Source organism: Furfurilactobacillus cerevisiae, from assembly GCF_048961765.1.
Classification (GTDB): domain Bacteria; phylum Bacillota; class Bacilli; order Lactobacillales; family Lactobacillaceae; genus Furfurilactobacillus; species Furfurilactobacillus milii_A.
In genome coordinates this window covers 1-19466 of record NZ_CP185254.1, presented here as the reverse complement: position 1 = coordinate 19466, position 19466 = coordinate 1, and the positions used below count along the sequence as shown (strand labels likewise).

13 protein-coding genes are annotated in these 19466 nt (G+C 43.6%); all 13 read right to left on the bottom strand.

What is annotated here, in order from left to right; translation table 11 throughout:
* Position 1: 1 nt before the first annotated feature.
* Positions 2-145 carry a hypothetical protein gene (locus tag ABUE36_RS14310; protein WP_421017536.1) on the bottom strand — a complete coding sequence of 48 codons (144 nt, stop codon included), beginning with the start codon at positions 143-145 and terminating at the stop codon, positions 2-4.
* A 1-nt stretch (position 146) separates the two neighbouring features.
* On the bottom strand, positions 147-548 hold the full coding sequence (locus ABUE36_RS14305) for a hypothetical protein (RefSeq protein WP_421017535.1): 402 nt from the start codon (positions 546-548) through the stop codon (positions 147-149).
* A 100-nt stretch (positions 549-648) separates the two neighbouring features.
* Entirely contained in the window at positions 649-3285 is a 2637-nt protein-coding gene (locus ABUE36_RS14300; RefSeq protein WP_421017551.1) for a pLS20_p028 family conjugation system transmembrane protein, read from the bottom strand.
* Positions 3286-3320: 35 nt separating this feature from the next.
* Entirely contained in the window at positions 3321-6341 is a 3021-nt protein-coding gene (locus tag ABUE36_RS14295) for a VirD4-like conjugal transfer protein, CD1115 family (protein WP_421017534.1), read from the bottom strand.
* 349 nt (positions 6342-6690) lie between these two features.
* Complete coding sequence (locus ABUE36_RS14290) at positions 6691-6786, bottom strand: type I toxin-antitoxin system Fst family toxin (RefSeq protein WP_017262386.1); 96 nt, start codon at positions 6784-6786, stop codon at positions 6691-6693.
* 119 nt (positions 6787-6905) lie between these two features.
* Positions 6906-9401 carry a hypothetical protein gene (locus ABUE36_RS14285; protein ID WP_421017533.1) on the bottom strand — a complete coding sequence of 832 codons (2496 nt, stop codon included), beginning with the start codon at positions 9399-9401 and terminating at the stop codon, positions 6906-6908.
* A 133-nt stretch (positions 9402-9534) separates the two neighbouring features.
* Positions 9535-9852, bottom strand: coding sequence for a hypothetical protein (locus ABUE36_RS14280; protein WP_017262384.1), 318 nt, complete (start codon positions 9850-9852; stop codon positions 9535-9537).
* A gap of 165 nt (positions 9853-10017) precedes the next feature.
* A complete protein-coding gene (locus ABUE36_RS14275; RefSeq protein ID WP_421017532.1) occupies positions 10018-11796 on the bottom strand; it encodes an AAA family ATPase in 1779 nt (592 codons plus the stop codon).
* A complete protein-coding gene (locus ABUE36_RS14270) occupies positions 11796-12584 on the bottom strand; it encodes a hypothetical protein (protein ID WP_421017531.1) in 789 nt (262 codons plus the stop codon). The genes ABUE36_RS14275 and ABUE36_RS14270 overlap by 1 nt, the downstream gene beginning before the upstream one ends.
* Positions 12581-14701 carry a DNA topoisomerase gene (locus ABUE36_RS14265; RefSeq protein ID WP_421017550.1) on the bottom strand — a complete coding sequence of 707 codons (2121 nt, stop codon included), beginning with the start codon at positions 14699-14701 and terminating at the stop codon, positions 12581-12583. Before ABUE36_RS14265 ends, ABUE36_RS14270 begins: the two co-directional genes overlap by 4 nt.
* A gap of 164 nt (positions 14702-14865) precedes the next feature.
* A complete protein-coding gene (locus ABUE36_RS14260) occupies positions 14866-17211 on the bottom strand; it encodes an LPXTG cell wall anchor domain-containing protein (RefSeq protein ID WP_421017530.1) in 2346 nt (781 codons plus the stop codon).
* Positions 17208-17999 (bottom strand): hypothetical protein, encoded by a 792-nt coding sequence (locus ABUE36_RS14255; protein WP_421017529.1) that lies wholly within the window; start codon positions 17997-17999, stop codon positions 17208-17210. The genes ABUE36_RS14260 and ABUE36_RS14255 overlap by 4 nt, the downstream gene beginning before the upstream one ends.
* 84 nt (positions 18000-18083) lie before the next feature.
* Positions 18084-19466, bottom strand: coding sequence for a KxYKxGKxW signal peptide domain-containing protein (locus tag ABUE36_RS14250; protein WP_421017528.1), 1383 nt, complete (start codon positions 19464-19466; stop codon positions 18084-18086).

Sequence of the window (19466 nt, the reverse complement as noted above, 5' to 3'; positions counted from 1 at the left end):
TTTAAAGGAAGCTGATCTTTTTTGTCCGAACAGCGTTCGGATTAATTTTACAATCTACCCTGTTACCTTTTTTATTGGCACAAGCTGCCAAGCCAAAGCTCAAGCCTAGAACCGTCAACGCTGTTAAAATACGACTCCATTTCATCTCAATTACCTCCATTTTTTAAAGTATCTTCATACAAATCAACCAGTTTAACTGGATTATCAACCAAATTCTGTAAAACAGCTCCTAACAACGCATCGCCAGACTCATTATGTCCTGCCAATTGATCAGCAGTAGTTTTAATTTTTTTTTGCAACAATCGAAATTTGTGTTGCTTCATTAAATCTTGTAGCCGCAAAGCATCAGCAACCTGGCTCAAAGCGACAATTGTTGTCCATTTAGCATTAGCTAAGTTGCTAGTACCCACACGTAGGTTATGGAAACTTTGTCGGCTAATTTGATTATTAGTCTGCGTTCGAACAAAGGCACCCGTTAATTTTCGATTATCGATGACCGATTGGGCCTTTATAAAAATACGCTCATATTCATCGTTTTTGTTTCTCATTTGCATCACCAGATTCAGTATAAAACTCTTTTTCGTAAATTACAATTTACACGAAAAATAAATAAAAAAGCCCCGAAGGACTTTTTCCATTGTCATTGTGTTAGTCATCATCAAACCGATCCGACTCTTTACCAGGAATTCGACCTTGCTGACCAGCACCGAATTGGTGCATTGCTTCATAGCTCGCAACGTTCTTAACGCCTTTAGCACCAAACTTAGCAACTGCGTCGCCAGCTTTTTCAACCGCACCCTTTGAGTCCGATTTACCGTCACCGGCCTCTCCAGAAGCGCTAGCGCCAGCAACCTCAGAAGTGTCACCTGTATTAGAGCTAGGACCTTCAGGGCTAGGACCTTCAGGGCCAGGCCCATCAGGATCTGATGGACTAGTCTTTGATTGTTGCATGGCAGCACTATATTCAGCTGCTGCGCCACTCTTACTAAAGTCATAGTGCCCTACGCCAACTTCTGGATGGTTCTTAGCTGCTTCTGACGCGATAGCATCCATGCTACGTTCTTTGGCTGCTTCTTCGGGATTTAGTGAAGAAGCCCCCGTATTGTCATTTTGACTGCCAAGATTTGCATAACTGTCGCCAGACATTGAGTTTGCCGAATCAGTACCTGGCCCAGCCTGTGAAGCAGCATTGGCACTGTTCATCGATGCATTTTGCATCGACTCCATGTCAGCCAGAGTCATGGCACTAGAGCCATCACCATACAGATCTTCTGATCCAAAGCCTTGAGAATCATCGTCGGCAGGATTCAAGGAGCCAGCAGCATCGGAACCCGTCATATCTCCATTAGAGCCATCTGCACCGCTGCCATCGAAACCATCACTGCCAAGATCCTGTTCGGTTGAGATACCATTACTGCCGTCAGGATCTAAGTTGTTATGCGAGTTATCCTGTCCAATATTATTACTATTGTCATGATTCTCATTTACACCTTGGTTAGGTCCACCAGTCTGGTTATTTGATTGATTACCGCCATGCTGATGATTTTCGCCATGCTGTTTTTGATTATTCTCGTTATCAGAATTTTGCGTGCCGCCGTTTTGGTTACCACCTTGTTCATGGTTGGCATGACTGTTCAAATTGTTATTATTGGCATTCGAATCACCTGTTGAACCACCGGCACCTTTGCCTGGAACATTGCCTGTCGAAATGCCACCAGCATTAGCCTGTCTAACTCGTTCTGCCGCCGCTTTGGCTGCTTCTGAGCTAACACCATTACCATTTTGCTGTTTCTCAAGACCTGGTGTTTTACCTGGCATTGCCTCTGACGAATCTTTCGACTCTTTATTTGTGCCTTTACTTGAGCTTGATTTACTTGAATGATTGGACAACATACCCAATCCTTTAGCAGTGCCACCAGTAGCCATCGTCAGCATTGAGGCTACTCCGGCGCCAGCCATAACGGCAGCACCAAGATGATTAGCCTCGTCACCAAACCCTTGTGTGATCCCTGACATACGCTGAATATAGGCAATCCCAGAAAACATTACATACCCGCCGGCCGCGTAAATAATCATCGTTGTAATTCCACGCATCAAAAAGTTCCATGACGTTGGCATCATTGGCGGTACTATTGCCAGAATCGCAAAGTAGACTCGAATTACAACGAACATCAGTGCAATTGACATAAAGAAACCCGCAACCGTGGAAATATAGTCACGCAACTTCTTTGATTCACGCACACTTTGTGCCGCGACCAAGGGCGCCAACAGATTCAAAACTGTCAGTTCAAAAATATCCTTCAATACACGCCAGATTGCCAAGGTCAAAACGATAGCCAAAATTAACTGTTGTCCAATCAATGGAAACCATGACACATCGTAGCGAGCATACGCTGGGTCATTCAACGTCCCCATGCCCGTATTCGGCTTCAGTTTAGTCAAAGCGTATTTCAAAGTGTATTGACTGTCAGAAACCTCATCTAATTCATAATCAATAGGATCTGTGGCCGAATCAAAATGATTTGACGCCTGCAACTTATCTAGCCCCAAAGTCTTTTCAGTATCAGAATCTAATGATTCGCCAAAGTTGACATTTTGAATTTGCTTAGCAGTTGTCAAAGTGTTCCAATCTGTGGCTTTTATATGATCAGGATCAGTATTAAATCCTTGAGCTACCAACTCAGCCTTATCAATAACATTGTTATGGATCGGCAGCACCGATAAACTAGCTTGTCCATCAGTCGAAAAATCATGTTTATCAATAACGTTAGTTTGTTCAACATCTGACTGTGCCGATTGTGCAATGTTACCTAATCCTAGGCCTTTGTTGACCCCACTATTCACGGTGGACATAATCAAAGGCAGGATTGTTAAAAGCAAACCAATCATAAAGAGATTGCCAAGAACTTTACTCCAATTAATGGAATGGGTGATTGACTCCCAGACCACAATCATAATACCCAATCCAATTAACGCCCAACCTATGATGAATAACACCATGTAGAGGCCATGCAACGGTGAGCTACTAGAGGTTAACACACCGTCCCAGCCCAGTAATGAAATAGACCAATTGAAAATTGTCTCAATACCGCTATCAAAATCATAGAGGCCTTTTACCATGACTGATCCTAACCAACTAAAAATTTCAGTAGTAATTTCCAAATGAGGCTGATGCATGATTGGTTCCCATGTTAAAAACCAAGAGATCACTGGTTTAGAACTCAATTGAGCCGAATCTGCTACATCTTTAACTGACCCGCCCACTGGTATTGCAAACCAAATCATTTTGGCTAATACATATCTAAATAAATTCATGAAGCTCATGACGCCGCTCCTTCCTGTGCCAATGCGTTAGCAACTATTGGATCATCGCTTAACGCCGACTCATAACCATATTTTCGACGAATTTCGTCTAAAGAACCGACCAATTGCTGCCCCATCTGATGGTTACCTTCAAACAAGGTACAGATAAACCGCAGACTGTTATGCCGTTTGTGCTGCCAAAAGTTACCGATGTCATCCATCAATTTTTGACTATCCACGATCGACTCACTGGGCTTCAAACCCATCAGCTCTGTGGCCAACACCGTGGACGCATCTTGGAGTTCTTCAGGATCACTCAGTTCTGACCCACTAAAGATTGGATCAGTGGCCACTTCACCGAGATCATCCATATCTGGATGGGTGAAGTCGCTCAACTCAGGGGCGCGTGACTCTAACGTTCGTGGCGCATTGTTCGCTGAAACCGTCGGTCGTGCGATGTCTTGCCCACTAGCGAGCGGCTGATGAACGTCTGCTCCCTCGCTGATCAATTGTTGCAAGTCCTCCAACTCTTGATCATATTTGACCGCTAACGTTACCAAATCTAATCGTTGATGCAAACTCGTCAGCCCGATGTCAGACAAGGTCGTTGAATCATCGAACTCACGCTGCAAGAATTTATAGCGGTACGGCATTTGCGTATCGCCATGATCAAAAATCGGATAATCCATAATCGATTGTTTTTTGTTGTCCTGGCGATGAACTGTTCGCAGCACAACCATTTCGCCGCCCTGTAGTCTCATCAATTCGGTTGGCTTCATCAAATCCTGACTGATGTACTGCGTGGAAATATTCACGGAAGAAACTTTTGCCGCCTGCCCAGATTGTGTTTTAACGGCCACTGTTCGTTGTCCAATGCGGCCTGAGATTTGTTTGGCCGTGTCAATCGAACTGGTCAAAATATAAAGCGTGTTGGAACAATTATCCTGAATCGTGGCGGCCTGTTGCTTCGTGTAATGCAGCTCCAATTGTTCGAAATTTTGAACAACCAAATCAAAGAAGATATTTTGACCTAACCCGATCGAAACCTTTTGTTCTAGGTTCGCGATAGTCGGCAGCTGACCCAATTCATCAATAATGAACCCCAAACGGGTAAAAGCCTTTCTGCCATTGAGGAGTGCCATGCGATAAACCTGATTAAATATTTGATCAATCGCAAATGCTGGCAACTGGTTGTAACTTGGGTTGTCCGGCGGCGTAACAAGGAATAAGGCTACCGGAGCTTCAGAATATTGAAGTTCACAAGATCGCATTTGCGGCTTTAGCGCCACCGACTGTAACGTTAATTGCACTTTTTTAAGCAAGGGTTGCCTTGTATATTCATCCAACTCGAAATTCTTTCCGAATCCCTTACGCTTATAGAGTTTTAAGCCACTAAATTTAAAGACATCGCCTTTAATTGAATCGGGGTTTTTCTCAAAGCCAAAATCAACAGTAAACGTAAAGCTATCAGGCAGTTTTGTTTCAATGGCATACCGCAAAATACCAACCTTATCGACTAATTGAGTTCTCTTTTCGAGCACTTGGCCCTTGGCATTGAAAAACGTTACGATTCCGGTGTGAAATTGGTATTTATCTGCCAAGCGCAATTTCATAATTCGCGGAAAGCCCATATTTTCGAAATTAATGGAATTCATAGAGGTTAGTTTTCCAATATTGGCCTGGTTGTAAATTTTGATCCCTTCAGAAGCTGATGAATAGATGTTTCCAGACGTTTCATCACCAGCAAATTTCGACTGTGCGAATGCGTCATGTGCCATTTGCCTAAATTTGTCTGGATGCAACTGGTTTAACTCGTTCAATGCTTCAAAATAAATGATTAATTTGGATTTTCGTTCACCAGTTGGCCGCGCGTCAGCACTAGTAGGATCAAATTCAATGCCTTGTGCTTCAGCCATTTCTGGTGTTAATACAGGCTTTCCCTTGCTGTTAATTTCAACGTTCACACCACCAAGATCAGTCATCATGTGATCAACGTTGTACATCGTGACCTGATCCCAGGCGTCATGACGTTTGGCATAGTCTAGTAATGCTAAGATCAGTGCATTGAGTAAGTTGATGGAACTATTCTGCCAGAACTTATCCTTGGCATTTGGATCCACGTAGATGGCCGATGAAATCGCGTTGACATCTTGCTGAACCTCATCGTAATAACCTTCGCGGGCCTCTTCGATGATTTTTTGTAACGGATTGTAGCTCGCTGAAAAATCCATGTTGATCAAGTTGAGCACCTGCACGTCATAACCCTGCTTCCGTAAATACTTGTATGACATTTGATACAACTCACCTTTAGGATCGTTGACGACCATGGACGTTTTGATTGATGCACGCGCTAAATTTTCTAACATTGGGTTGATTACAGTTTCACCTTTACCGGAACGAGTAATCCCAATGATCAATGAATTAGTAGCCGTTGAGTCAATCAAATACCAGCCATATGGCACAACCTCACGTTTTAAGAGCGGCACCAGATAATATCGCGTAAAGCGAATTGGATGTGTTCTGAAGACCTTACCTGAAGCAACGGGGTAATGTTGAACCACAACGCCGCCGTGCCCCTTAAACGGGACGCCACGGTCTGCAATCAATGGATATTGCCGCAATGTCTCCGTTTCAGTCGTAAACCGGTCGTTCCCATATTGGCCTTGATTGGTGGACCGGTTCTTATACCACACCCGCATCAAAATTGGTGCTAACCAGGCTGTCAAAATCAACCAAATGGGAAGCACTAAAATTGGACTGAGCAAAATCATACCGTAGTTCTTAAAGTTGGTGATCGCCCAACTGCTGGCCAATACATCACTGCCAACAAAGTTGAAGTTGCCACTCATAACGCCTGGCATGTTAGTGCTTAACCAGCCAATCAGTCCCCGTACGCCTGATGACAAGTACAGAGCCAACCACAAAGCACCCGTACTAGACCATAGAACCAACAGGCAAGTGAGTACCCACGGTTTCCCAAGTACGTTGCCGAACCGACTACCTTTATTTCCGCGTTCACGGTCATACTTATTTTTCAAATTGCAACACTCCTGTCCAACTTTCTTAAAAAGTTGTGCTATTCGTGGTCAGACTGGCCACTACACGAGTGCATTTTTGCAAAAAAAATACCCTTGGCAAACTTTCGCCAAAAGTTGGGTAGGTTGAGCAATTAGATTTTTGAAAAGTCTAAATTATATTTTACTATGTAGGGTGTGTCCTTACTGCAAGTTGTGGTCCTGTCATTCGTGTAAAAAGATGTTATACTGTAACTACACAAATGGTAAAGAGTAACATGACTGTCAAAGCCCTGAAGAGTGGCATCTCTTCAGGGCTTTTTTTGCGAATAATTATTCAATTAGACGGACAGGTTGGATTCGCAGCCGGTTATCACTTGTCATGGTGATCCAACCACCGCTTAAATAAAATAAGCAGTACACCAACGGCAAACGGGCCCACAATAATGGTAAAGATTAGTTGTAACATGGCTATCCCCCTCTCATCGTTATTATGCGACGAGCCGGGCCGGCTACAGCTAACCATTTTACACGTTTCTCAAATCAATTGGTGAACTGATCTGTCGTCACTGCCCACCACTATAAAAATTACACATTCACATTCTCTACTTGATTCGACAAATCGTAGTAGTAATTGTTGCGAAGGATGTTTAACGTCATCTTAGTTCTTTTTTTCGAATTGAGTTGATAATTCTTCAGCTTGCTTAAAGCCACACGAACGTCGTTACAATTATTGTTCAACAACGCCGTATCTAATGCAGCATACTTAGCCTGCGGCAACGCCTGCACGCCAGCTAAATCAAGATTATCAAATGCTCGTGTTTCGCGTTCATTATCACTATCGACTGTAACTGACGAAGACTCCGTTGATGAGCTATTCTTAGTTACCTTTTTAGTGTGTCTTACCTGGGAGTTTGAACCAGAACTGTGTTGAACAACTTGCCGACTTAATGAAGCCGACATAGATGATTGCCAAATTGCTTGATTATCGGCTCGATTAGTTGTTTGACTGTGCATCCAAAAGCCCCCACCAATAACACCGGCCACCAGTACAGCAATCAAAACTAGAGCCATCTTTAGTAAACGTTTCAAACCTAAAATTTGAACCGTCTTTTGATCCTCTTTCTGGTCAAGTTGATCCTCATGTTGCGGTGCTGTTGGTTTAGGCTCTGGAGCATCCTTGCCGGCTAAATGCGCGCCTAATGCGAGTGCCTGTTCAATAGTTAATCCTTCGGTTCTAGAAGCTCCCCGGTTAGCAGCTTCACGTTGCGCTGCTAACTGCTCATTACGATCTTTTAATGTGTCTACTGTGCTGGTTAAACGATCAACCTCAGCGCGATCCTGTGTGTGCTGGCTTTTTAATGTTTCAGTCTGCGATTCGGCTTGCGTTGCGCGCGTAGTCATATCAGAAAGCTGCTGTGTTAATTGATGAACTGAATCATAAGGCGCTGAAACTCTTCGGCTCTCATTTTCTGCTTGTTGCACCGCTGCACGTTTGGTCATGGCATTTAAATGCTCAGTCGTAAAACGTGCTTCATCAGCATCTAAATCGGCCTGGTAATCTTGAAACATTTTCAGCAATACATCGCTCGCAGTACCGCGTAGTTTTTGGACATAACCATTTAGATTGATTTGAGCGGCCCGTAACAGCTTCTTTCGTAGATCTTCAACACCAGTTTCAATCTCTTGAGTTTGTTGAGATAAGCGTTGTTTTTCTTCGGCGACCGCCGCTTTTTCAAACTGAACATTCAAATTCTGAGTCAATTGTCGTTGATCATCCGCATACTGTTTGGTTAAAGAGGCGATTTGGGCTTCATATCGTGCTTTAGCATCAGCCGTATCCTTATCAAACTTAGCTTTTAGCTTGTCCTTACCGGCCTTTTCTGCAAGGTCGTGCTGGTCCGCGTACTTAGTCCCAACCTCATGATGAATGTCCTGAGTATGATCAGATGCTGTCCGAAACTGCGATAATTGCTGTTCAATATTCTTGACCTGCTGGCTCTGCTCAGCCAATAACAACTCGCCATTACGAGCTGTTATTTTTTTTGCCCCACTCAACAACTGTTCATTGTAGTCACGCCGCTTATTCTGCAAGGCGTAGTCAACATAATGTTCATCTTCAGGACCGACAGCAGCAACGACTTTAACTTCAAATAAACCTGGTTCAGCAGTTGCTCTAGCAATCAAATCATTGACCGTGTCCTCAGTAGCAGCACGTGCTTTAACCTGATCATGTTGCACACGTCTAGGTTGATCAGTATTGCCTACAGTGGTCGATACGGAATGCGCAGTGCTAGAAATCACCGGTGCGGCACTGGGTTTTGCTGCTACATGACTATCGCTATTCGTTGGCTGTTTAAGCGCGTTGATCTCTTTTTGATCTAAAACAGTCCCTGAACCAGGCACATACACCGGCTTACTAGGTAACTTTGTCTGGTCGGTCTGACCAGAATAATCAGTAGGTTCCGCTGTCTTCGGCTTATCAAGGCGCTCTGGTTCGGACACGGTAACTTGTTGTGCTGGAACGTCTAGGGTTACATCCGGGCGTTCTGGGTGCAGCTCGTCCTTAACTTCGTCCTCTTTAGGGACTCGCGCTAAATTGTCTCGGCTAAGTCCCGTGGAAGCCAAGTAGGAATCGCTGATCCCTCTAACTAAATCTATTTTTTCCTTGAATTTAACATTCAGATTATCCGGATCATTAAAGATCGACTCAAATAATGGTTTAGTCACATTCTGATAGTCAAATGGAATTTCGAAATCATCCAGAATCAGTGCGGTGAACGGATTATTGGCATCAACCTTCGCGTCCAAATCATGTTTGTCGACTTTCAAGGTCTGTAGGGCAAAGGCACCATCATCAACTACCTGCTGGCTAGACTGCAGTGCCATAAAAAAAGCTTCAGCATCTTTAAAACTTGCCAGTGGCAAAGTGTCAAGTAAATGTGGCGACTTGTCGTTAATAAGTTTAGCAATGTTTTCATCCTGATCAGGTCCGGTACCCTGGCGGAATTCAATCTCAAGATAATATGGATCTTCTATTGCCGCGTTAACACGCAACTTTTTATGGCCAAATGGAAACTTCATTTTTTCTTCACGTCCATTCATTTTTATCGGCTGTAAACACTGTTACTTTAATCGTTTGACTTTCAGGCTCAACTTTCGCCATCTCACACGAAAAAAGCCGTCCAATCAAATTGGACGACAGTTCTCTCGAAAATTATGAGCCTGGGAAGTTAGAGGTCGCATAGCCTTCCAACCAGTCAAGGAAGAACCAGGCGGCAAGACAGGCAACAATACCAATAGCAGCATGAATCCATCGCTTTTTGGCACTGCGGGCGCCTTCTTCACCACCCATACCGAATAATCCAGCACCCCACATGATTGAGGCGCCCATACCGGCTAAGGCAGCCCATTTCAGGTCATTAGCTACTTGGTGAATAGTGTTAGCCGTATTTCCGCCCACATCACCGAAGAAAATACCATGGCCATGTGTAATCAACAGTTCGCTCGCCGAATCTACCAGTGAATGAAACATGGTTTCACTCCTCCTTTATTAAAAGTGTTACCAATAAGTAAACGAGTCAAAACAAAAAGACCGTTGCTTATCTAGCACGGCCATTAAATAATTATTTTTTTGTTTCTCGAACTTTCGCCAAAAGTCGGTAAGGTTTGGCAATTTAAATTTAGAAAACTCTAAATTCTATGCAACATTGTGGTCGTTAATTAATTCAAAGTGCACCACTCGATCACCGCGAATATTGCCATATTCTCCATGTCCACTTACATGAATACGAATCACGTTAAAACCTTTGCCTTTATTCGACAAAATCGAATAGCTAACGGGTGTAGCAACTTCCTGATTGATCTGACGCGCCAATGGACGGGCTCCCTGCTTAATGTCAGTGCCAATGTCAGCTAAGAAATTTAGTAAGTCATCTTTATACCGCAACTGAAAGCCCGTGTGTTTCATCCAGACATTCAGCTCTTGTAAATCCTTATCCGCAATTTTGCGAATGATCGCCTTATCCAACATATTAAACACGACCACCTTACCGATTCGATTAACAAATTCAGGACGGAAATTTGTTGTCAAGGTATCTTGAATAATTGTTTTAAAATTCTTTTTTTGACGTTGAATCGTGAATTTATCCGCCTTTTTGTCCGACATGAAGTCGGCCTGATCATTGACGGCCTCATAGCCAATGTTACTAGTCATAATAATGATGCAATTTCTAAAATCAACGTCCTGACCATATTCATCAGAGAGTTCTCCGTCACCAAGCACTTGTAGCAACCGGTCTTGTACCAGTGGGTTAGACTTCTCGAACTCGTCCAACGTGACCACAGAATACGGCTGATGCTTGATTTTTTCAGTTAATTGAAATTGAAATCGATCCACCGACTTGGCCAGTGAAAACTCTGACATATCCATCCGAATCATCGCCTGCTCGTTATCGAACAAAGCGGTTGTCAATGCCTTAGCTAGCTCAGTCTTGCCAGTTCCAGTCATACCCATGAAGAAAAAAGAACCTAACGGCAGCCGAGGATCTTGAATACCAACTTTGGCACGTACAACGGTATCGGTAACGCTCTTAATGGCTTCATCTTGGCCGATAACACGTTGCCTTAAATTGCTCGGCAATTGACGCAGTCTTTCCGAATCTTGCATCAAAATACTCGTGATTGGAATGTGAGTCATCATCTCCAAGACTTTGGCAACGTCAGTCGCAGTCACTGCTTGTCTTTGTTGCGAACTGACGACTGCGCCGGACATATCCAATAGATCAATGGCCTTATCTGGCAAAAATTGAGTTGGAATGTAGCGCATGGATAATTGCACACACAACTTAACAATCGCGTCAGAATACGTCACATGGTGAAATCGTTCATAGCCACCCTTGATACCTGTCAAAATGGCTTCAGTTTCTTGTGCTGATGGTTCAGGGACATCGATCACTTGAAAACGACGTTTCAAAGCGCCATCTTCTTCAATATCTCGATGATATTCGCGTAAGGTCGTGCATCCGATTAATTGAATCTCTCCACGGGCCATAGCCGGTTTCAGTACATCACCATAATCGCCAGTCGACATAATCATATGAGCTTCATCAACAAATAATATTATTTTCCCTTGGCTAGCTGCTAATTCCTTGATCAACTGTTCAAAGTTTGCCATAGCATCGCCGGTTCCCACAGTCGGGTTGCGAAGTTCGGCCATTTGCAGCACCCGAATGATTTTATCATTCAATTTTGGACCCGCTTTTTTTAAGGCAATCAAACGCGCTAGTCCGTCTACTATGGCCGTTTTACCAACACCTGGTTCGCCAATCAATAAGGGATTGTTTTTCGTCTTTCGTAACAAATTATCAACCAATTGCTCAATTTCCTGGTGTCGGCCAATAGTTAAATAATTATCCGGATTTGCGGTAGCTGCAGCCGTCAGATTCGTAGTAAAAATATTTAAAAAAGACTCAGGCATTACCAACCACCACCCGGAAAATCGTCAGCATCTTCAGAGCCCTCACTGCTATCAGCCGAAGAAGCTGCACCTTGCGTAAAGGATTCACGGGCGTCATCTGCTGTACCAGCATCTTGGGTATCAGGATCCGGTGCAGTGCTCTGAGCATGTGTTAAATGACTATAATCGGCCTGCCCGTGATAGGTTAAAGGCTGAACACTTTTCGATTCACTACTCTCAGCGGCCACACTTCCAGCCAAGTAGTCATTCAAGGCTTTGACGCCTGACGAATGTGCCACCGCAGACTGACTTTCTGGTTCAACTCCATAGCTATCAGTCAGTTTGGCAACTGCATCAGCGGAGTCCACACTTGATTGATCATGTTGATTTGGCCCTGGTTCCCCAATAATGTGTCGATGCGCACTCTCTGGTGGCAACCCATCTGTTACATCTGATGTTGCCTCTGTCGTGTTTAAATTTTTAGGTTCAAAGTGAGATTGCTCGCGTCTGCCATTACTAAGCGAATCGGTTGTCTCTTTGGTTTTGCTTAGAGACCGTTGCGCTGCTTCTAAACACAATATGCTGGCTCCTGTTGTCTCTTCAAGCAACGTTTTAAAAACCAAAGAGTAAGTGTCACCAGGAACTAAGTCCTCCAAAGAGCCAAATTGTTCATGCAATTGGGTTTTCGACACACTAACCTTCAGCAATTCATTGGACGCGTCAGCGAACGTTAACTGGAGTACCACGGATCCCAACTTGGTACGCACTGGAACACCTTGTCGATAACTTAATTGTTTAAGCTGCATCATTTACGACCTTCTTTCACAAAATCCATGTCTAATTTGTATTTGCTATTTAATTTCAACCGGGCTTGATAACTGCCTTTTCGCCCGTTTAAACGTAAAACATCGGTTATTTTATTAACGCAGAGTTGTCGAATCGTATCTGCCTCCAGCCCACTCGCCCCAAACTTGTGCGGCAATGTAAAATTACACTTTTCATTATCACAACCGTAAAAACTGTATTTCCCACTATTTTTCTCACCACTCACCAAACTAATCTGTCCGTTTTTACATTTCGGACAGTCCGCAATGGCATCACTACGGACAGGTGCTGTATATTTTGGGGTAGCGCTAAGCTCTGGGATTGCTGTCGAATAGTGGCTGAGTCCACCACTGATTAATTTAACAACGTTGTCCAAGAAAACTTGTGGTTTACCAGAACCATCGCCAATTTTGGCCAAATAATCTTCCCATGCGGACGTTAACTTAGCACTGACAAAAACTGATCCTCGTAGAAACTCCGTTAAAGTGATCCCTCGTTCTGTCGGAATTAATTGTCCTTTCGTGTTCTTATTAACATAGCGACGAACCTCCACAATTGTGTGCAAAATCTCTGACTTTGTCGCCGGCGTGCCCAAGTTATATTTAGTAAAAATCGACTTAATCACCTGCGCTTCGGTAAATCGCTTTGGCGGCTTTGTGGTGCCTTCGATTAACTTTGGTTCAAGTGTTAGTTGTTGACCCTCTTGAACGTCAGGTGTCTGCTCGTTACGGACAGTTTCTTTTAAGATTGATTTGAATCCAGCATCGGTGGTTTTGACCGCCTTTAAACTGTATCGTTGTCCGTCACACTCAACTTCAATACTGGTCACTCGCGTTTTCATGTCTGGCGCAAACATCATCAGTGCTCGACGTGCAATCATGCGATATATTTTTCGACGATCCTCCGCCGGAATCACTTTCGAATGTGCTCCTGGCGTTTTTGCGTCTTGAATGTTGACTAAATCTAAGCCTGGATCGACCAAAGTCGGTGTTAAGGCAGAGTGTCCCGCCTGCTGAACTGCCTTTTCATTAATAAACGCTGCCCTTGGTTGTAAATTAACCAAATCGAAAGGCAAATCAATTGCACTCTGAATTGTCGGCGCAAATGACGCCAGGCCCTTGAATTCGTTAGTTGTGATGTAATTTGCATCTGTACGTGGGTATGTCAACCATTCTGTCAAATGTGTCGTTTCCAAAACATCAGCTGTGTACGTGCTAGACCATCCAAATTGACTGGCCGCTTTGCCCTGTACATCAGTGAGTGAGTATAGTTTTGGAGCCGTTGTCGACTTATCTTCGGTCGATACCGATTGAACCACTGCGGTTTGTTGACGAGCAGCAGCCAAGGCTGTTTGGGCAGCCGCTTTCGTTGAGATTTTTTTATCAGTCGTGTAATCAACATTATTTCGAGAATCATGAAGCACTAGCTTCCAATATTTTTGAGTCTTAAAATCCCTGATTGCGTTATCATTGTCCACAATCAGTTGCAAAACGGGTGTCTGAACTCGCCCGACCGAAAACACACCCTCAAAACCGCGTTTTTGTAGTTTAAGAGTAACTAGTCGCGTCATGTTCAACCCAACTAACCAATCCGCCTCCTGCCGTGTGCGTGCTTCAGTAAAGTAATTGTATGTGTCACGCGCATCTCGTAAATTCGCAAAGCCTTTAGCCACGCCTTTTTGCGTTAAATCATTGAGCCACAGTCTTTTGATTGGCTTCTTCATTGCGCCTGGAATACGTTCCAAAATTGAATACGCAATATTTTCTCCCTCACGATCAGGATCAGTCGCAATGACAATTTGATCAGCACACTTTACTTCTCGCTGGATGATATCAAATCGCTTTTTTTCCATTTTGCCCGTTAAAGCAAATTTGAATTCTTTAGGAACCATCGGCAACGTGTCTAAACGCCAACTACCAGCCCATTTATCGTCATACTTTTGGGGCTCCACCAGACCGACCAAATGTCCTGAGGCCTCAACAATTGTTGTTGTACCCAAATCACCATGCTCTAATTGTGTAGCTCCATTAAACTTTTTTGCCGAGCCGCCTAATCCAGCAACATACTTGGCTACCTGTTCGTGCTTTTCGGCAATCACCACTGTTTTCAAATTGATCACATCCATTCATGCCTATTTGTAATAGGAAACACCGTAACCATAAATGTTTGAAAGATACATTCAACTTTCGCCATCTCACGAAAAAAAAGATCATTGAACAATCGCTCAACGGCAATAGTTCAATGATCTTTATTTAAATGCGAATTCTAGGCAGAGTGTTTCTTTCTATGCAGTGAAAATGCGCCCACCATGCCAGCAAGTGCCAGTAACCCACCGACGGCGAAGTAAGTGTCATCAGATTCACCAGTGTGTGGTAATTCGGCTATCTTCGCAGGAGCGGGCTTTTGTTGTTCAGCCTTAGCTACTTTAGGAGCAGATAATTGAATCTTTGGTACTTCAGCAATTGACTGAGTCATTGGCTGCGGTTTAACAGGTGTTTTTACTTCAACAAGCTTTTGTGTTGGGGCAACAGCAGTTGCTACCTTGACTTCAGGTTTCGGCTCAGACTTGGCCATAACTGGTGTTGGAACCTTCTCTATAACTTTTTCCTTCTCGACAACTGGAGGCCCTGGGACAATCTGTTTAACAATTTTGGTGTAATAATGATTAATTACTGTTGGCTTTGCAGGTTTTGGTGTCTTTGGCACCTCCGTAAATGATGTCACAATGTTGGAGTTAACAACCTGATTGTTGTAGGTTTCGACCCAAACGTTTGTCGCTTTGCCAGCAGCAATTCTCTTCATCTGGACATACGCAGACCATGCCTGTTGTGATCCCTTATTTGCAGGTGAATCTAGCACCTTGTCAAATTCTGGAGTTGCTTCAAAATGAATTCGATGCTTTTCAGGATTAAACGTCATAGTAAAATAACGTGAAATATCAGTACCTTTTTCCAAGGTTAGTGTCGGTGAGACAACAATATCTCGGTCAGCTAATACTTCCCATTGACCTGTGAACTCATCGTGAACGGCATCAAAATCATCAGTTCCTCCCCATTCAATCGTCTGACCACCATAATTTTCTGGTCGCACGCTTGATTCAAGCTTGTAGTCAAAAATGTCACCAAGTTTAATTTCCTTACCATCCAAACTCTTCTGATCACCAACATTAACAACAATGTCTTTTTTGGGATCCATCTTTGGCAATGGATTAATCATTGTGGTCGTTTTACTAGTCTGACCAAACGAATTTTGATAGATTGTGTTTTTTATCGTGCCGGACTCACCAGTGATCGGTGTTGCGGTGTAAGTGAATGACAGCTTAGTGCCCGCGTATTTCTGAACAAACGATTTAATGTCACCTTTGGGTTTGACTGTAAACGATTTATGATCAACCCCCCAGGTTATTTCAAGTTGATCCGTAATGTCATGGCTATTTGCATCAGCAAATTTCAATGAATCAGGATCCATCTTTGCTGGTCCTTCAAGAAGATCATACTCGCCAAATCCTGCATCGAAATTAGAGGTATTAAATGCCCAATTAGTGAATCCCGTTAAGTCCCAGGTGCCGTTATAATCTAAATGATCTCCACGAGCAACTGCTTTATTATCAATATCATTGCCGCTATCATCGTCAACTGTCTTGGTTGGTGCCGGATCATTAGGTGTGACGTGAGTGACCGTGTTCGAAGTGTCAGGCGTATTGTTATAGTCTTCTTGCCACTTGTTAGTAGCAGTTCCAACGGCGATAGCCTTAACACCAATAAATCCTTTCCATCCTTGCGCCGTAGTTTTGTTTATCGGTGAATTCAAAATCTTCAGCAAGTCTGAATTCATCTCGATACCCAAATGACCTGTCGCTGAATCATAGGCAGTCGTAAAGTAATTTGTGATGTCCTGGCCGGCCTTAATGACACTGCCGTTATCTAACGTAATGTCTTGAGTCGTGACAATCTTAGTCTGACCATTGTATTGATCGTGCTTAATATCAAGATAGTCACTACCAGTCCAAGACTCAGTGATCCCTGCATAATTGGCTGGCCGAGTTGAGCTATCAACTTCATAATCGAAATTGGTATTAAGTGCAAAGCTCTTGCCAACAATGTTGGTAGGATCAGTTGTATTCGCAACAACCTCTTTAGTTGGCTTCGTAATGTTCACGTGCGTGCCAATTGTGTTTGTCGGTGTGTCATTGCCGAACGTGTTCTGATGTGCAGTGTTGTCTGACTCTCCTTCAACATCAGCTTTAACTGTAGTTTTAAAATCGACTTTAGGTTCAGTTCCCTTGTGCTCGGTGATAAATTGAACGGGATCTTTTGCCGAGACAGTAAACTTGCCATCAGCATCATCCCAATCGATGGAGACCTCACTCGAAATGTCTTTACCATTGGCATCCTTGATTACTAGGGTGCCTTTTTGAATGCTCTCATACCGTGCTGGATAGAAGTCCCAAATCGACACACCTTTATTAATCTGGTCTTGTGTCAAAGCAGTGCCATCAACGTCGCGTAAGTCCCACAAAATCTCGTAATCTTTTGTGTCTCCACGAACAGAGTTCTTACCATTGATGTCATTGCCATTTTGATCGGTTACCGTTTTTGTTGGAGTAATCAAGACAACTGGATTGTGCGTCGTGTTAGTATCTTGATGGTTTTACCAACGTTTGTAGACGCCGTATTAACAAGCGTCCCACTGGCGTCCATTTTGACAGAAACTGGCATTACTAGCTCATAGCCCTTAGCAGTTGGCGCATAGAAGCCTGAAGTGCCATCAGCCAAAATATTACTCATCAGCGAGGCAGATACAACACCTTGAGCACTCGTTATAATCTTGTACCAGCCAGTATCAACGTCCGATTGTGAACCATCATTATTGATGGCCACTAATTTATAATCACTAGTCAGGCCATTGACTTGGTTAGGCAACGTATCATCAATTTCAAAGTTAGTATACGGATACAATAAATCGGTACCAAAGTGGTTAATGTCCTGTTCAACCTTGTAATTAATAACGCTACCGGGCAATACTTTCTGGCCGTCAATTGAACGTCCTGAGGTGTCTGTGACCGTCTTTACCGGCGCCGGCGAAGCCGTATTACCTAATGGAGCTGAGCCAAACGTAATCCAGTAGCTTTGGTTATTAAAAAGGGGAGTCGCATTGTTATAGTTCATGCCAACTCTAAACGTGTTCGTACCACCATTTAACTGGTACATAACAGCACCCAGCGCATAATCCTTGTTTCCTAACCAATCCCAATCTGGAATTCCACCACCATATTCGGGATTAGTGACAGCGTCTGCGAACATACGCTGTGGATCATTGTTATGAGGCGCATATGCTTTCCCCGTGTTGTCAACAATTACCGAGGAATGATCCGCAACGTACGCTTTCTGACCATTCATTGCCTGAACATATTCGACATGATCTTGATCAGTACCCGTAACGTGCGATGAATGATCAATTGTCCAACTGCCATCAACCGTTGGCTAATTATTCAAAGACCAAAAACTAAGAAACGCTGCAACCCCATCCTTAGGAGTCAAGTCAATCACATTTCCATTTTGATCATAAAAAACAGGCGTGAAATCATAATCCCAACCAACAGTCCACATACCACCAAAAAGATTGTTGCTAAATATGATATCTCGATTCAAAGATTTATCTGTCAAATAAGGACTGAATTTATCAAATGTGACAACAATTTTCGAAATCTTTTGCCCATAAAAAGAAGCACCAGCTGGTTCATAAGTCCCAACCACTTTTAAGTTACTGGTATCTGCTCCAATTGGCCCATTTAGGTCAAGTTCCTTGATGCCATTGCTCGAGGCCAAATAATTAATATTTGTAGGTACATTGCTAGCATCATAAATATTTTGAGTCATATCACTAGGTAAGCCGGTAACTGCCCAACTTGTGATTGAGTTCTTATCATTTGTGATTAACAGGCCTTGCTTGTTTTGCGTTGTTTCATCTGGAGACAATCGACCAGCAGTATTCGTAACATTGCTAGCCGCTGCTATTCGTGTTAATTCTTGTGGTATCTTACTTGCTGCATAGACCGCTGACGCATGATTCTTAGCTGCCTGAGCTACTGCATCTGTCACGTCCCCTAGATCAACTGTGTTCACACTCTGGGATGCGTCACTTTGGCTGGCAATGGAAGCTATATGGGATTCGGCAGATGCCGTACTAGTTGAACTAGCTGCCTGAAATTGTGATGCATTCGACGTTTTACCTGTCGCAGAAGTCGCTAAGTTCTGAGCTGCCGAGGAAGTGCTACTTGCACTTGTTGCACTAACAGCTTGTGAACCATTAGCTGACGACGTTGTTGTACTAGTTGCTGAAGCAACACTCGTTGCACTAGTTTCCGAATTTGCCGTCTGACTGACCTTATTGGCTAACGAATCCGGAGCAGTAGATGTTGCTTGACTCACTGCTGAAGGAACAGCTGTAGATGTTGCAGATGGCGTTGATTGGCTAGCCATACTGGCTGGAGCCAGTGACGTTGCCGGTAAAGATGAAACCGAGTCGGTCGTGGTCTCTGCCTTAGTTGAACCTAAAGAAACTGGCGTGCTTACATTGTTTTTAGTTGTGTTAGATGTAACTGACTGAGACTGATTGGACGGGGCTGCTGTGGGGTTCGAGGAAGGCGCACTCTGACTACTAGTCTTCCCCTCTTGTTGAGCTGCAACAGCGGGCGTTGTTGAACTTAATGGAGTTGCATCAGCATGAGCTGTTGAATCGGCCCCCATCATGCCCATAGTCGACAATACAAAGATCCCCGCAAACACCCATTGCTTACCGACCTTATACGCCTTAACGTGCTCTTTGACGAGCGCATCTTGCTGTAGAGCCTTGATATTGATCAT

Excerpts from the sequence above, each read along its gene's own strand:
- ABUE36_RS14310 (WP_421017536.1), bottom strand. The coding sequence starts at position 145 with ATGAAATGGAGTCGTATTTTAACAGCGTTGACGGTTCTAGGCTTGAGC.
- ABUE36_RS14305 (WP_421017535.1), bottom strand. The coding sequence starts at position 548 with ATGAGAAACAAAAACGATGAATATGAGCGTATTTTTATAAAGGCCCAA.
- ABUE36_RS14300 (WP_421017551.1), bottom strand. The coding sequence starts at position 3,285 with ATGATTTGGTTTGCAATACCAGTGGGCGGGTCAGTTAAAGATGTAGCA.
- ABUE36_RS14290 (WP_017262386.1), bottom strand. The coding sequence starts at position 6,786 with ATGTTACAACTAATCTTTACCATTATTGTGGGCCCGTTTGCCGTTGGT.
- ABUE36_RS14285 (WP_421017533.1), bottom strand. The coding sequence starts at position 9,401 with ATGAAGTTTCCATTTGGCCATAAAAAGTTGCGTGTTAACGCGGCAATA.
- ABUE36_RS14280 (WP_017262384.1), bottom strand. The coding sequence starts at position 9,852 with ATGTTTCATTCACTGGTAGATTCGGCGAGCGAACTGTTGATTACACAT.
- ABUE36_RS14275 (WP_421017532.1), bottom strand. The coding sequence starts at position 11,796 with ATGCCTGAGTCTTTTTTAAATATTTTTACTACGAATCTGACGGCTGCA.
- ABUE36_RS14270 (WP_421017531.1), bottom strand. The coding sequence starts at position 12,584 with ATGATGCAGCTTAAACAATTAAGTTATCGACAAGGTGTTCCAGTGCGT.
- ABUE36_RS14255 (WP_421017529.1), bottom strand. The coding sequence starts at position 17,999 with ATGAATGGTCAGAAAGCGTACGTTGCGGATCATTCCTCGGTAATTGTT.
- ABUE36_RS14250 (WP_421017528.1), bottom strand. The coding sequence starts at position 19,466 with ATGATCAATATCAAGGCTCTACAGCAAGATGCGCTCGTCAAAGAGCAC.